Annotated in this window: 15 protein-coding genes; all 15 read left to right on the forward strand. The window is 45.0% G+C overall.

Annotated elements, in window-relative coordinates; translation table 11 throughout:
* Positions 1-65: 65 nt before the first annotated feature.
* The 15 genes from traC (at position 66) to ACU696_RS00535 (ending at position 15,005) form a co-directional block, all read left to right on the forward strand.
* Entirely contained in the window at positions 66-2,678 is a 2,613-nt protein-coding gene (gene traC, locus ACU696_RS00465; RefSeq protein WP_094962808.1) for a type IV secretion system protein TraC, read from the forward strand.
* Entirely contained in the window at positions 2,654-3,079 is a 426-nt protein-coding gene (gene trbI / locus ACU696_RS00470; RefSeq protein WP_094962769.1) for a type-F conjugative transfer system protein TrbI, read from the forward strand. The genes traC and trbI overlap by 25 nt, the downstream gene beginning before the upstream one ends.
* A gap of 10 nt (positions 3,080-3,089) precedes the next feature.
* Positions 3,090-3,722, forward strand: coding sequence for a type-F conjugative transfer system protein TraW (gene traW, locus ACU696_RS00475; RefSeq protein ID WP_094962768.1), 633 nt, complete (start codon positions 3,090-3,092; stop codon positions 3,720-3,722).
* Positions 3,722-4,708 carry a conjugal transfer pilus assembly protein TraU gene (gene traU, locus ACU696_RS00480; RefSeq protein ID WP_447343009.1) on the forward strand — a complete coding sequence of 329 codons (987 nt, stop codon included), beginning with the start codon at positions 3,722-3,724 and terminating at the stop codon, positions 4,706-4,708. The genes traW and traU overlap by 1 nt, the downstream gene beginning before the upstream one ends.
* Positions 4,709-4,723: 15 nt before the next feature.
* Positions 4,724-5,341 (forward strand): type-F conjugative transfer system pilin assembly protein TrbC, encoded by a 618-nt coding sequence (gene trbC, locus ACU696_RS00485; RefSeq protein ID WP_094962766.1) that lies wholly within the window; start codon positions 4,724-4,726, stop codon positions 5,339-5,341.
* Positions 5,341-7,179: a conjugal transfer protein TraN gene (locus ACU696_RS00490; protein ID WP_447343010.1), complete on the forward strand. Its 1,839-nt coding sequence runs from the start codon at positions 5,341-5,343 to the stop codon at positions 7,177-7,179. Before trbC ends, ACU696_RS00490 begins: the two co-directional genes overlap by 1 nt.
* Positions 7,176-7,964, forward strand: a complete 789-nt coding sequence (gene traF, locus ACU696_RS00495) for a type-F conjugative transfer system pilin assembly protein TraF (protein ID WP_094962764.1) — start codon at positions 7,176-7,178, stop codon at positions 7,962-7,964. Before ACU696_RS00490 ends, traF begins: the two co-directional genes overlap by 4 nt.
* Positions 7,965-7,971: 7 nt before the next feature.
* Positions 7,972-8,262 (forward strand): hypothetical protein, encoded by a 291-nt coding sequence (locus tag ACU696_RS00500; RefSeq protein ID WP_094962763.1) that lies wholly within the window; start codon positions 7,972-7,974, stop codon positions 8,260-8,262.
* Positions 8,259-8,798, forward strand: a complete 540-nt coding sequence (trbB, locus tag ACU696_RS00505; RefSeq protein ID WP_094962762.1) for a type-F conjugative transfer system pilin assembly thiol-disulfide isomerase TrbB — start codon at positions 8,259-8,261, stop codon at positions 8,796-8,798. Before ACU696_RS00500 ends, trbB begins: the two co-directional genes overlap by 4 nt.
* Before the next feature lie 52 nt (positions 8,799-8,850).
* Positions 8,851-9,264: a hypothetical protein gene (locus ACU696_RS00510; protein WP_094962761.1), complete on the forward strand. Its 414-nt coding sequence runs from the start codon at positions 8,851-8,853 to the stop codon at positions 9,262-9,264.
* Between the two features lie 289 nt (positions 9,265-9,553).
* Positions 9,554-10,942, forward strand: a complete 1,389-nt coding sequence (gene traH / locus ACU696_RS00515) for a conjugal transfer pilus assembly protein TraH (protein ID WP_094962760.1) — start codon at positions 9,554-9,556, stop codon at positions 10,940-10,942.
* A 5-nt stretch (positions 10,943-10,947) separates the two neighbouring features.
* A complete protein-coding gene (gene traG, locus ACU696_RS00520; RefSeq protein WP_447343011.1) occupies positions 10,948-13,821 on the forward strand; it encodes a conjugal transfer mating-pair stabilization protein TraG in 2,874 nt (957 codons plus the stop codon).
* Positions 13,822-13,833: 12 nt separating this feature from the next.
* Positions 13,834-14,259, forward strand: a complete 426-nt coding sequence (locus ACU696_RS00525; protein ID WP_094962758.1) for a hypothetical protein — start codon at positions 13,834-13,836, stop codon at positions 14,257-14,259.
* Between the two features lie 89 nt (positions 14,260-14,348).
* A complete protein-coding gene (locus ACU696_RS00530) occupies positions 14,349-14,555 on the forward strand; it encodes a TraR/DksA C4-type zinc finger protein (protein ID WP_094962757.1) in 207 nt (68 codons plus the stop codon).
* A gap of 57 nt (positions 14,556-14,612) precedes the next feature.
* Positions 14,613-15,005 (forward strand): hypothetical protein, encoded by a 393-nt coding sequence (locus ACU696_RS00535; protein WP_094962756.1) that lies wholly within the window; start codon positions 14,613-14,615, stop codon positions 15,003-15,005.
* Positions 15,006-15,026 lie beyond the last annotated feature (21 nt).

Here is a 15,026-nt window from a genome sequence, read left to right on the forward strand (position 1 = left end):
GCTTCTTGCAAAAATTGAAGCAACTCGGCAATCCCCATGCAAAAGATGCGGGTGAATCCCCGTTTATGGAGAGCCTATTCAAAGGACTACTTTCTAGCTGGAAACAACCTGACGGGGCACGAAAAGCCCATGAAGCCCTGGAAGAGATGGATTATCCGTCTTTTAGCAGTGTCTTACCGTACCGCTATTATGACGCCGACTCGGGGCTTTTTATTAATAAGGAGACGGCAGGTTTTGTGCTGGAATGTGCCCCTTTGATTGGTGCGAACGATAAAATTGTCGATGCACTGGATTATTTCCTGCGCAACAAATTGCCTCGCAAAACCCCACTCACTTTTTTGTTGCTCGGCAGTAAATGCATCAGCGGCATGTTGGATTACGGTCTTAGGGACTTTAGCTGGGATGGGGAGTTGGCGTCAAAATTCAATGCCATTACCCGTGCTTACTATGAAAACGGGGCGATGAATGGTTTAGCCAACAAGCAAGGTTTGCCATTAACATTGCGGAACTATCGCCTGTTTGTCATCTATGCCGAACCGGTTAAACGGGCGGATGCGTTGACGCTGCAAAATTTGAATCAAACCTTGAGTGTGGTGCAGCAATCCCTCCTCGGCGCCAGTATCGGTTCGGAGCGATTGGATGATAAAGGCTTAATCAAGTTGGTGCGTGAAATGGTGAATTTTCGTCATCACAATATTGCCGAGCCGTCCGACGAAATCGAACCGTATGAAGAACTCAATGCGCAGTGTGTTGACCGTTCGTTCGTGATGGAGCTGAAACCCGAAGCCATGCATCAGAGCTTAATGGATGAAAAGGGGAAAAAATCACATACGCGGATACTTAACTATAGCCTAGCCAAAAACCCGCAGCGGTTTGCACTCTGGCAAGGGGGCGATAATCTCAGCAATTTACTTGACCCTGCGGCTTCCGTGTCATGCCCGTTTGCCATTACGTTGACGTTGGAAGTCGAGGATTTAGTCCGAACCCAAAACGAATCGATGACCAAATCAGCCACGTTTAATAAGCGTGCCGAATCCAAGTTCTCCAGTTGGGTGCCAGGTGTGAAGCAACAGGCGAAAGAGTGGACCGAGATCCGAGAACAGCTGAGTAAAGGGCAATCGGCGCTCGCACGATACAGTTATGGTATTACGTTATTTTGTGAAGATGATGACGATAAAGCCCTGAATGCTGAAATGGCCCTAATGAATACCTTTAATAGCAATGGGTTGACCCTATCACCCCCGAGTTTTATGCAATTGCGTAATTACATGGCGTTGTTTCCGTTTGTGATGCAAGAGGGCTTGTGGGGCGATATGAAACGCTCGAATGGCACACTGCGGGCTAATGCTTTTAACGTGGCCAACTTGTTACCCGTGGTTGCTGATAACCGCATTTGTCGTAGTGGGTTACCTATCCCCTCATATCGTAACCAGTTGTCTTATCTCGATATCTTTGATGATGATTCGGGGCTGGGGAACGATAACTACAATATGGGGGTGTGTGGCACCTCGGGGGGCGGTAAGTCCTTTTTAGTGCAAGCCATTATCCGCCAAATTCTCGACAGTGGCGGTTGGGCGTATGTGTTGGATATGGGCGCATCCTACAAAGGATTGTGTGAAAGTGTTGGGGGCGTTTACGTTGATGCTCGCGACCTTAAATTCAACCCGTTTGCGGGGGTCGTCAATATCAAAGAAGCGGCAGAAAGTATTCGCGACTTGCTATTGGTGCTGGCCAATCCGTCAGGGGACATGGATGACACCTCTAAATCTATCTTGTTGAACGCGGTTCAAGATGTTTGGGAGGGGGCGGCACCGAGTAAACGTCAGGGTAATGCGGTGCTTATCGATGATATTTCAGAGTACTTAACGTGGCAATTAGAGCACGGTGTTTTTGAAGACGCTGACTCTGTGCGCAATAAGATGCACGAAATTGTTGTTTCATTACAAAAATACACGACTAAGGGGCTGTACGGAGAGTATTTCAATAGCCCTAATCCTGCCCTTAATGACAATGTGCGGTTTACCGTACTGGAAATGGGCGGTCTGCAAAATAAACCTGACTTGTTAGCCGCCGTCATGTTTTCCATGATGATCTTTATTGAACAGCGCATGTACTTATCCCCACGGGACATTAAAAAAGCCGCCATTATCGATGAAGGTTGGAAACTACTCGACAGTGAAAATAGCTTTGTCGGTAACTTTATTGAAGGGGGCTATCGTACCGCCCGTAAACATCGTGGTGCTTACATTACCATTTCTCAAGGTATTGAGGATTTCGATGGTGAGGATGCAAGTGTGGCCGCGAAAGCCGCATGGAGTAACTCGTCGTACAAAATTATCTTGCGTCAAAACTTGGAGTCGTTCCGTAAATATAACCAGAAAAATCCTGACCAGTTCAACGTGCTTGAACGTACCGTGGTGGAAGGCTTCCCCTCGGCAAAAGAGGCGCACTTTAGTGCCTTTATGTTACGGGTGGCAGGACAAGTGTCTTATCACCGCTTGTTGATTGACCCCATCAGTCGCACCTTGTTTTCCACCGATGGGAAAGACTACCAGTTCCGTGAAAATGCCGCGGCACAGGGACTTTCCCAGCAAGCCACGTTATTGGCGTTAGCCCAACAAAAATTCCCAAGAGAAATGGAGGCCTTATCCCAATGGCAGAGTCAAACACGACATTAGTCGATAACACGCAAAAAACGCCCGCACGGGGCACGAGCCGTCGGCGTAAAGCCTGCTTGAAGGCCATGAGTTTTTTTATGGTGATTGCGGTGATCCTGAGTTTCAGTATTTCGGTGTTCGTGGTGCGTTGGCTTGCCCCTGTTACCGTCACTTTCGACATGGCGGGCACGGTTAACCAATATCAGCAACAAATGGCCATGCAGTTTAACGCCGAAAATCCGCTGAGTGAGCAACAAATCGCCGATGCCACTCACCGTTTTCAAATGGCGCTCAGTGACAGTTTATCGGAGTACCAACAGACGCATCAGGCCCTGATTTTAGTCACGCCTGCGGTGGTGATGGGCGCAGAAGATATCACGGTCGATATTCAAGCCGCGATCGCCGACAAAATGGCGCAATAAGGGAGGGTAGATGAAGCGAATTCGACAGTCTACGTTAGCGGTATTGTTCTGTTTACCCTGCCTTGTTACTGCCAAAGATCTCGGTGTCTGGGGGGATGTCTATCCCGTTCAAGAGCAAAGCATGTTGGACTTTATCCAGGGGCGGTTAAAACAAATGGAGGGTACAGGGGAAATTGCGCAGATGCAGCAAGATTTTAAAGATCGTGTGATTGAAAATACCCTGCGTCCACCGCCTGTGGATTGGCTCAGTACCGATACGGAAGCACATACTCTGTGGTACGACCCAACGTTTACGGTTCAAGGTGATTATGCTGACCACAATGGTGTGATGTTTGCCCGTCAAGGCGACAAAATAAACCCGCTGAGTCACGTGGCACTCGGGCAAACCCTGTACTTTTTAGATGCAGATGATCCGCGCCAAATCGCGTGGATGAATGCACAGCAGCCCGCGACCTTGCGTTATAAAGTGATTTTAACCAACGGCAATATCAAAGAGGCGACGCAGGCACTCAATACCCGCGTGTACTTTGACCAAGGGGGCAGTTTAAGTCGTCAGCTTGGGCTTCAGTATATTCCGGCGGTGGTCACACAAGAGGGCGACAAACTCAAAATCGTGTCGGCGGCAATGCAGGAGGGGCGCTAATGAAAAAATGGCTAGTCAGTGCGTGTTTACTCGGCAGTATTTTTCTGTCAGCCCCCACGAAAGCCGATACGTTATGTGAGGGCAACTTCGTTAACCCGATCACCGATATTTGTTGGGATTGTTTGTTCCCGATGACCATTGGCAATGTGTCTGTATTTCCAGGTGTGGCACCGGATACAGAAAACCCCTCGATGCCGATACAAATTTGCCCGATGGGGATTTTATACCGCATTGGTTTAGCGATTGGCTATTGGGAGCCCTTTGCCCTGACCGATGTGACCCGCTCACCGTATTGCATGGTGAATTTGGGCGGCTTTAACATCAATGTCGGTAAAATGGGCGGGGGTAAAGGTACGCAAAATGACCCTGCCACTCAAGGGGCGTTCTACCATGTGCATTGGTACAAATACCCACTGACCTATTGGCTCAATATCATTACCTCGGCAGGCTGTTTAGAGCGCGGGGATATGGATATCGCCTATTTGTCGGAGCTAGACCCCCTGTGGAATGACAGTTCGTTGTCGTCAATTATTGCCCCTGAAGCGTTTGTGTTTGCCAATCCTATCGCGCAAGGGGCGTGTGCTGCCGATGCGATTGCCAGTATTGGCAGCAAGCCCTTAAATGCGCTCTTTTGGTGTGCCGGTTCACAAGGCAGTATGTATCCGTTTACGGGGTATACGGGGAATGAATTTAGTCCGCAGGCTTCCTCGGTTCTGCTGTCTGAGCGCATGGCGTTTAAGTTACATCGGCAAGGGTTGGTGATGAACAGCGTCGGGAAAAATCAGGAGGTGTGCTACACCTATCCGTCGCCGATTATCCCGAAAGACCGCTATCGCTATCAGATGGTGAATATGTACCCGGATACCGCGCAATGTCACCCTTTTGGTCGTTCCGTGATGCGCTGGCAAACCGGGCATGCCTCACCCAACAGTCGTAAAAACTTCGGTTATCTCATCTGGCGTAAACGTAACTGCGTTTTCCTCTAACACGAGGTCCTTTTCATGAAATCCGTTTTCTTTTTATTCGCAAGCTTGGTGCTTGTGCCGACGAGTCATGCCTTAACGGATGACCAACAGTTTTTAGAACAGCTGCGCGACCAAAGCGCGGCCATGCTCGAACAGTCCTTGCCGCCGGATGGCTTTAAGCCACCGGAAATCTCGGCGAAGGATAAAGCTTGGATTGATAGCTTATTGGCCAAACAGCAGCAAGCGCAGCAACAAGTTGCCGATGCGGTTAAAGCTCAAGCAGCTCAGGAAACTCCGTTTATCTATTTTGTGTCGTTTTCTATTCCTGAAGCGGGACTCAAACAGATGGTGCCGGAGGCGACGCAGCTTGGTATCCCCACGTTGATTAATGGCTTGATTGACAATGACTTTCGCAAAACGGCCAGTGCCGTGTTTGAACTGACCAAAGATAGCGGGGAGGGTGGCGTACAAATCGACCCGAAAACCTTTGCCCAATACGGCATTACGCAAGTGCCTGCACTGGTGGTGCGCTGTGAGCAAGGCTTTGATGTGATGTACGGCAATATTCGTTTGATATCCGCCATTGAACGGATTGCCAGCAGTGGCGATTGTCATCAGGTTGCTCAGGATTGGCTGGTATCGAGGGCACGATAATGAAACGGTTATTGATTGCATTATGTGGCGTGGGAGCTCTGTCACTGGGGTTTGCGGGCAATGATTATAAAGCCGGGTCGGAATTTGCGAATAGCCTGAAAAATACAGGTACAAACACGATAAAAAACACCAACCCCGCCAATATCATTCCGAACTATACCGCTAATCCGTCAGAGAGCGGCTATTACGGCGGGGTGACGTCAGGCGCGGCCTCGGGATTGGAAAATGCGGGTGTCAAAGCGATGAATGACACCGATGCGGGGCAAACCACCATGGAGGTGATTAAAAATCGCCCACCGGACAAATTAGATTTGGACGCCCCGTTCTTAAAAGCGGGCATTGACATGCGGGAAAAGGCGGAGTCAGAAAGTGGGCAAATTACGGTGCCGTGTCAGGATGTGACGCTGGATAAAACCGAAATCACGTCACACCAATGTGAGCGAACGCCCGCCGCCAGTTTAGCCTGTACTCGCACAGCCAAAATCACCTGGGAGGAGGTTGACGGGTGGGAAAACCAAACGATTGTTGTGCCGCCCTCTGATTTTGCTTACCACTGGCATGGTGACCGCTGGTCGTTTTCTTTTAAATCCCCCGTCACGGGCACCATTCAAAGTGCAACCTTAACACTGAACTCGGGATTTTTATTTAATCAGCATGTCATTTTTATGAATACGACGTTTCAAATGTTAAATGCAAGTCGCTATACATTAAATGCACGAAATATGGCGTTGAAAGAGGGAGAAATTATTGCCTCCAATCGGATTTGTGTCGGTAACAATGGCGAATTGTGCCGAGTGGGTATTCAAGAATTGGTTTATCAAGCCTTTGCGTCAACAAAAACGGCGACCTTAACCTTAAATATGATGGTGACGGTCAACGTTAAAACCCCATCGCCCAAAATTGAATGGGTTGAACATTGCCCGTTTGATAAATCCGAAGAAGTGAAGGTGGAAACGCAATGTACTGAAAAAGGGGGCACCAAAACGGTCACGGTGGGTGGTAAAAAGTACGATGTTTACAGTGAGTGTTGGCAGTACACCGATTATTACGCCAAGCAGTCAGCAGACAATGGCAGTTGTGGTGACTACATGAAAAATCCCGCGTGTACCATTGTGAAAACCACCTGTATTGAATCCGTTGGCAGTACGTGTTTGCGTGAGCAAGCGGTCTTTTCCTGTGAAAAAGGACTGACGGGAGGCGGGAAAATGTGCGGTGTTGAGCTGATTTGTGCCAGCGGCGAGTGTGACCAAATCAAAAATGATAAGGCGAACAGTTTCCAAAAAGCCGTATCCGCTTTAGCGGCCGTGGCGGCGGCTGGGGAAGATGTGGCAGAGCTCAATGACGTGAATGTCAGGGCTTTTACAGGCCAGCGTTATACCTGTCGTAAAGCCGCAGCAGGGTTTAATAACTGCTGCAAAAGTGGCGGTTGGGGAAGTGATGTGGGGCTAGCGCACTGTGACAGTGAAGAAAAAGCCCTCGGTAAAGCCAAAAGTCGCAATCTGACTATTTATGTCGGTTCCTATTGCTCGAATAAAGTGCTCGGGATGTGTCTTCAGAAGAAAGAAGCCTACTGCGTGTTTGACAGTAAACTGGCCAAAATCGTGCAAGAGCAAGGGCGTGGCGGGCAGTTACGGATTGGGTTTGGTAGCGCCAAAAACAGTGATTGTCGTGGTATCACCGTTGATGAATTGCAGGCCATTAACTTTGACCGATTGAATTTTGCGGATTTCTATTCCGATTTGGAATCGGGCACCGATATTCCGGCTGACCAAGAACTGATTGACCGCGTAAAAAATCAAATCGCCAATGGCTTGCAAGGCCAAGGAGGACAAGGATGAAACGCCTTTTATTGATAATGCTCGGCAGTTTGATGATTTCAGGAGGCGTGTTAGCCAACCATAGCGAACAAGCAGAAACGCGAACCTATGTGGATGAACCTATCGTCGGTTGGCACTGGTATAACGAGCCGCAACCGGAAGACGAGGAAGAGCCGCCAGAGCCAGAGCAAATCCCGCTTTCGACGTTATCACCGACCTTACAAAAAAAGGTCATGCAAAAGCTAACCGCAGAAGCGTTAGACACTGCGATTATGCAACCAACTCCTGAGAATGCCGCGAAATTCGTGGCACTTCAGCGGTATTGGCTCAATCAATCTGGAAAGTTTGAACGCTCTGTGCAAAAAGCCCTGCTGCTACATCCTGCACTTGATTACAACTTGGAGCATTCCTTTTATAACAGCACGGTGCCTCAGCAGCTTTCTACATTACGCAATAAAGAAAAACAGGCTATTTCGCAGTTAGCATCTCAGTACGGATTGTTTTTCTTCTATCGGGGCGGTGAGCCGTTAGATAACCAGTTAGCCAGTGTGGTGGCGCAGTTTGCTGAACAACACGGGGTTGTGCTTATCCCGATATCGGTGGATGGTCAGCGCAGCCAGCAATTACCAAATACTAAGCCAGACAACGGGCAAGTGGCGAAAATGCAAATCACCCATTTTCCTGCCCTGTTTTTGGTTGACCCGAAAAACGAATCTTACCAGCCGTTAGCCTACGGTTTTATGACGCAAGATGCGCTAGAACGTCGCTTTTTAGATATTGCGACCGATTTTACCCCGAACTATTGAGAATAAAATGATGGAAAGAACCTTAAAAGCTCGATTAATTGAGAATGCGTTATTGTATGTCGGCATTGCGCTCATGGTAGCGGCCGTGGTGTTTTGGGGCTTAATTGAAGTGTTACTGAAGGTGCGTAAAGCCAGTATCACTGACGATTTACTGTTAACTCTTCAATGGGTACAAGATATGGGCACGGTCTTTATCTTTGCCGTCGGGGCTGCGGTGGGTGTGGCCGGCTTTTTGTATGCGGCTGTTCGTGCCTGGCAAGCCTTTCAGGGCGGAGGAAATAAGGAGAAACACCCATGAGAGCGTTACTTTTTTCCTTTTTGCTGTTTAGTTTCAGTGCGGCTCAGGCGAGTGTGATGGATGAAATTGCCGCGCTAGAATCTCATAAAACGGGAGGGAACGCCCAGTCCAACATGAGCACTGAAACTTTCAAGCCAGAAACGATTGTTCCTGCCAAACCGCCAGTGAAACCGTATTCGTTACCCAATGGCAAAGTGGTGAATTTGAATGATTATACGTTGGTCCTTTTTATGCAGTCGAGTTGTCCGTATTGTCATCAATTTGACCCACAACTTGCATTGTTATCTGCGCAAACGGGATTAGGTGTATTCCCGTACACGCTCGATGGGAAAGGGGATATGGCATTTCCGAATGCCATTCCTGCACCGCCTGACGTCGTGCAGTCTTTTTTTGGTGCAGGGTTGCAAGTCATCACGCCCACGGTTTTCTTGGTGGACGTGAATACGCTACGCACTTATCCCCTTTTGCAAGGGCTGACCGATATGCAAGATGTGATGAATCGGGTTAACAGTAACTTGATGTTAGCAACACAATAAAGGGATAGAGGGTATTCTTTGTTCCTAATAATACAACGCAGAGAGTAAAAATATGACGCAATCTCATTCAAATACGGTGAATATTCCAGAAATGAAAGCACCACTACAGGAAGAGGTAGCAAAGAAAAATAGAATTAAAACACAAATAGAGGAAGTCACTGCAGACCAAAAAATCATTGCCGAACGCAACTATGACAGTTTTCTCAATTTGATTGGGTATCTCGCGGCGGGAGTTGCGTTATGGATATTGATGCAGTGGCAGTTTATGTTTGTGTTTCCTAATAATGCTGATGTTTTGGATGAACACTTACGATTTAAAGACATTTGGAATATGGCTATGTACGTTGTTCCGTATTGTTTTTGGGGAATGGCAATCAAACACATGACGATCCTGGTCATCACAATATTGAATCTTTGTTATCTCGAGTTTGGGGTATATCGCCTTAAAAAGAAGTTGGCGAAATGAAAAAGCGAGATTATCACATCATTGACCCGCTGATTGATCTGTTATTGAAAACATTCAACTAATCTAGTTTTGGTTTTCATTCTTCAATCGAATAAAGCCATTTCGTTCGTTATATCCCTTTAATCTCACGTTTAAATTTAATGCCGACACGCAATAGTTTGCGGGTGATGGCACTCAATAAGGTTTACCACAATGAATGATTTAATTAACCCTATTCCTTACCAGAATAGTGCGATAAACCCTGCCTATGTGATGTGTCGGCATGTTGATATTCAATGCGGAGGCTCCAATGCGTAAAGGATTTATCGCCGTCATGTGTTCGGCGTTATTCGGTCACACGGTGGCAGTTGCCAATGTGAATGGCGACATGAATAATTTTTTCAATAAATTGGGTTTTGAAGGGAATGCGACCGAAGCCCGCGCATGGGAAGGGCAAGCTGCAGGCTATGCCACGGGCGGCAACTTGTTTATTCGTAATCAAGTCAAACAACTGCAAATTGCTTCATTTACCCCGCCCAATATCAATGCAGGGTGTGGGGGGATTGATGCGTATTTGGGGTCATTCTCTTATATCAATGGTGAGCAGCTTCAGCAGTTTGTGAAACAATTAATGCAAAACTCCACCGGTTATTTCTTTGACTTGGCGTTGCAAACCACCGTGCCCGAACTGAAATCTGCTAAAGATTTCTTACAAGACATGATTTCCGGTATTAACAGTATGAATATTTCTTCCTGCCAAGCTGCACAAGGTATTGTAGGCGGCTTATGGCCAACTAATACTGTTCAATCACAAAAAATTTGCCAAGATATTGCCGGGCAAACGAATATGTTTTCGGACTGGGCGGCATCGCGTCAGGGATGTACTGTTGGCGGGCAAATGAATAACGCCTTTAATCGTGCTCCAGATAATATGAAAGATCAGGTTATCCAAAATAAAAATCTGATGTGGGAAGTACTCAACAGCAACAAGATGTTGGATGGTGATAATGAGCTCAAAGAGCTGATTATGAATCTTACTGGCACCTTAATTTTTGGAAAAGATAATCAGGTTACGACCACAATACCCAAGGTTAATCGGCAAGAGCTGATTAAGGCGTTAATGTATGGAGGAACGATTAATATTGAAGGATGTGTCTCGGTCAATGGCTGTTTAGAACTTAAAAAGAAAACGGTAACAGTCACAAAAGCAAATGGCTTAAATTCTTTGGTATCGAAAACCATTAGTCAAATACAAGGCAAGTTAAAAGACGACACAGCGTTAACGCCTGCGGAAAAAGGGTTTATTCAAAGTACGTCAATTCCAATTTTGCGATATTTGGTTGACCCGATGCAGCTTAATCTAAATGTGTCAATATTACCTGCACTGTCCGATTACATCGCGTATGACATTTTACTTCAGTATCTTTTAGAGCTGATTGACCAAGCCAAAATAGCAATGGCTAATCGAAACTTCCCTGAAGAACCGATGAAATTGTTACGAGAAAACGTTTCAGAGGCGAGCCGACAATTAGAAGACTTACAACGTCAAGTTGATGTGAAAGCCAATGTGTTAATGGAAATGGAGCGGCAGATGAGCTACTTGCGTCAGCAAACATCCAGTCAACTCCAAGAACGTTACCAGCGTAATTATCATTTCAATATGTTTACTCCAGAACAAAAATCAAATCAGGGAGGGTGATGAAGATGGCATCTATCGATACGGTGTACGTTTTAGGCGGTGGTGAATACCTAATGCAGGTCTTCAATGGTGTAGCGGCGATTGTGGGTTCTTCATCATGGGAATCCATGTTCCGCATTGCATTGCTGATTTCCGCTGCCTCCTTCTTTGTGGTGTACCTGCGAGGGCATGACCCGAAGGAGGTCATCAAGTTTGCCGCTTACATTATTTTGGTTTCAAGTGTGCTCCTTGGGCCTAAGCGTTCCGTGCAAATCATTGACCGAACCGACCCCACGGGAGTTTATCTCGTTGATAATGTTCCGCTCGGGTTAGCTGCACCTGCGCATATGATTAGTTCGATTGGTACGAGTTTAACGGAGCTGTATGAGTCGATTTTCCATATGCCAGACTCTTTAAGTTACAGTAAAACGGGCATGTTATTTGGGGCAAATTTAGTCGGAAATGTCAGTGATGTTATGTCGACAGATGGGGATATTGCTGAATTAATGAGTTTGTACACCAAAAATTGTGTCATTGGTGACATCTTAATTAATCACAAATATTCCTTTCAAGAATTAATGAACAGTCGTGACCCTTATACGCTGATTTTTCAAAAACCGAGCCCTTTACGGGGCGTGATGGTGCCTGAAGGAAATAAAAAAGCACAACCCGCCGGATTTTGGACATGTGAAGATTTGGCCAAACGCGTACTCATGCCCGCGATTGGTGCCGATACTCAAACAGGTGGAGAAACGTGGGCTTATGCCGTCAGGCGTATCTTTGGAGGTCGTCCTGATGCGAATGTGTTGTTTAGCGCCATGCTTGGGGATAGTTACAATTATTACTACTCTGGCAGTGAAACTGCCAGTCAGTTAATGCGAAATTCCGTGGTCATGAATGCGCTTAAACAAGGGATTGCTGGATACAGTGCACAAAGTGGCGATACGGCCAGTTTAGTGAATTTAGCCTCTACATCATCGTATAACAAAATGCGGCTTTCATGGGCCACATCGACAACGGTGGCGACCAATTTTACGCCGTTGTTATATACCATTTTGTTTTCGTTAATTGTTGCATTGTTCCCCATTTTTATACTGCTGATGACCGTTCATGCACTAACGACACGCATGTTATTTAACTACATCATGTCCATTATTTATCTGCAATCCTGGGCACCAATGTTCGCCATACTCAACCATGCAACGAGTTTTTATTTGCGTGGGCAAACCAATGGATTGGATTTCAACCTAGCAAATCAGGCGCATATTCAGCAAATTCACAGTGATATCGGATTAATTGCGGGTTGGTTAACCTTGTCCATTCCGTTTATTGCCATGGCGATTGTGAAAGGGCTAGGGCCAGCTGTTGCACAGGCAGGGAACTATCTCGGTACAGCCATTAACAGCTCGGCCTCGGCGAGTTCATCACAAGCCGCAGATGGAACGTGGGCGTTTAATAATATGCAGACCGACAATGTGGCAGGTAATAAGTGGGATACCAACTCGAGTTTCCGTGATGGTCAAATGACACGACAACTCGCCAGCGGTGCCATGAATACGGTAACCAGTGGTGGTCAAGAAATTATGGATACCAGTGGCGCAATGTCACGCTTGCCTGTTTCCATTAAAGGCAGTGAGGCGATGGTGAGTTCGTTACAGCAAAGTGCTAAACATGCACAGGCAACGGCTGCGCAAGCAATGAGTGCTTTCCAAAGTTCGGTCAATGTAGCAACTAATCAATTAGCTCAATTTAGTAAAAATTTTGGTAACAGTGCGACTGTGTCCGCTATGACAGATTCTGGAATAAGTAGCAATCAGAGTGAAGGTTACAGAAAAATCAAGAATGCAGTGGATTCTCAGCGAAAAGCGGATAACAGTACAACGGAAGAGGCACTATCGAAATTATTCAGTAATAGCGTAGATTTCTCTAAAACAGCAGGAGCAAAAGCTGAAGGGGGATTCTCTTTACCAGTATTTGGAGGTGTGCAGGGATACCTTGATAGTAATGCCAGAAATACGGATAGCACACAAAATAGTACCCAAGAAAGAGGTGCTAGAAATCAAGATGCAGGAAGTGAAGAAAGTGCTCAACGGACACGGGAATTTAATGAAGGGCTTGAGCTACTCAATAGCAGTAAAATATCAGATGGTACAAATAGTCACGATAATGAGGCTAGCTCGGAAATCAGTCAGCTCAGTGTAACGCTGAATACAGCTAAAAATCAATATGAGCAGTATTCTCGCAGTACGACCGAAAGCCAAGAGTACAGTGATATGGCCAGCTATGTGACGAATAATAGTGCGCAGATTGACAGTAACTTAGACCAAGAGTTTGCTAATTATGTACGACAAGCCGTGCCAAGTCGCGCTGATGCGATATTAAGTAATACGAGTGATTTAGCAATAGCAAGAGAACGTGAAGCGTTGGCAAAAGATTTTATTAATGACCGATTACTTCCAAATGTTAAAAATGATTACGCACAAAATCGGGCGAGTATCGTTGCCATGGATAAAACGGCATCAGCGGGAAATATCCCTTCAGGAGAGAGTTTAATGGCTGAATATGATGGTCATGTGCAGGATGTTAATACGCTCAGTCAGAATGCTGGAATAAAACATGACACTGCTCAAAAAGTCACCGAAAAAGAAAAGGAATATCAAGATAAAATTGGTACAGTAAAAGGAAAAATAAATGAAGGCGCGGTGGGAATTCAACGACGTCATGATGAACTCAAATTAAATCACCAAGAAAAAATACAAGAGCATGAAGTGAAAATGGAAAAAGAAAGAGAAAAGCACATGGATGCAGGATTAATTACGGATACTCGAAGGGTTGAAAAAACACCAGACTCTAATGGACTTATGAGTAAAGAAAAGTATTATAAAAAGAATAGTGATTAAAAGGGAACATTTATGAATAAATACAAAAAAATAATTTTCATTAAAAATATAGGATTGCTGCTATTGTGCTTATATTTAGCATTCAATGCTGAATACAAAACTATTAACTTTGAAAGATATGCGTTTATTTTTAATTCGTTCTTTTTTGGCGTAGCTATTTTTTGGAGTTATGTGTCATTTAAAATAGTTCCAACTTCAAAAATGAAGGAAAAGGCATATGTTCAAGTTTTTTTAAGTATTATTATATTTATAGCTCCAGTAATTGACTTGTTAATGGATAGGTTATTCACAAAGTTAAATACACTTCTTTTTGTTCTTGCACAAGTTGATTGTGTATATTTTATAGGTGCGATATTAATTAATTTCAAATCTAATTTAGACTCACAAAAAGTGAAAGAGCTTATGAGTGAAATCTTTAGTAATCAAAAATCTAATTAAACCCTAACGCACTTCGTTTGTTAACGGTCCATTCCCCTAAATAATAAATTTTTCAGGGGAATAGCCCCTCTCGTTTCTAGAGGTTTCTAATGGCGGATGAAATTGATGTCTCTCAAGCTGAGAGCGAGTTTTTGCTGTCTTTAAGGTTGAGTCAACGTGCTAAATATCAAGGTCAAAGTGCAAAAGTTTGTATCGAGTGCGGTGAGAGTATTCCGCTGGCACGCCGACTTGCCTTACCTGGTGTGCAGCATTGTGTTAATTGTATCAAGCACCAAGAGTGTTCTCGCCTAAGATAATCACGTTTTTAAATTATCCCTTCCTACTTTTATATCGACTATTAAATTGAGGTTATTATGAATAAATCAACACTGAATAAAGTGGGTATTACCTTGTCTTTATTATTCTTGAGTCAATTTTCCTATTCTCATGAAATAAATAAACTCAATAAAGAGATGCTAAATTATCATACGCAACGGGATGTCATTATCAGTTGCAGCCAATACGTTGTTGGCTATCAGTATCCTAATCAATCAAATCAAGAAAATGTGAATCAATATTTGAATTACCTTCATGTGCTCTCACCTGATTTAGAGTTCATTTTTAATGAACTCGAGAAGATGAGTTCAAAAAAGATAATAGCTGACATTCCTGTATATATTAAAACGAACAATTTGAGTCGAGAGCAAGGTATCACATTTTGTGCGCTTAAATCTAAACAGTCAGTCAATGATATATTAATGCAATAAAATTGAATTATTTATCTCTTC

It is taken from the genome of Providencia sp. PROV_01 (genome assembly GCF_053098325.1).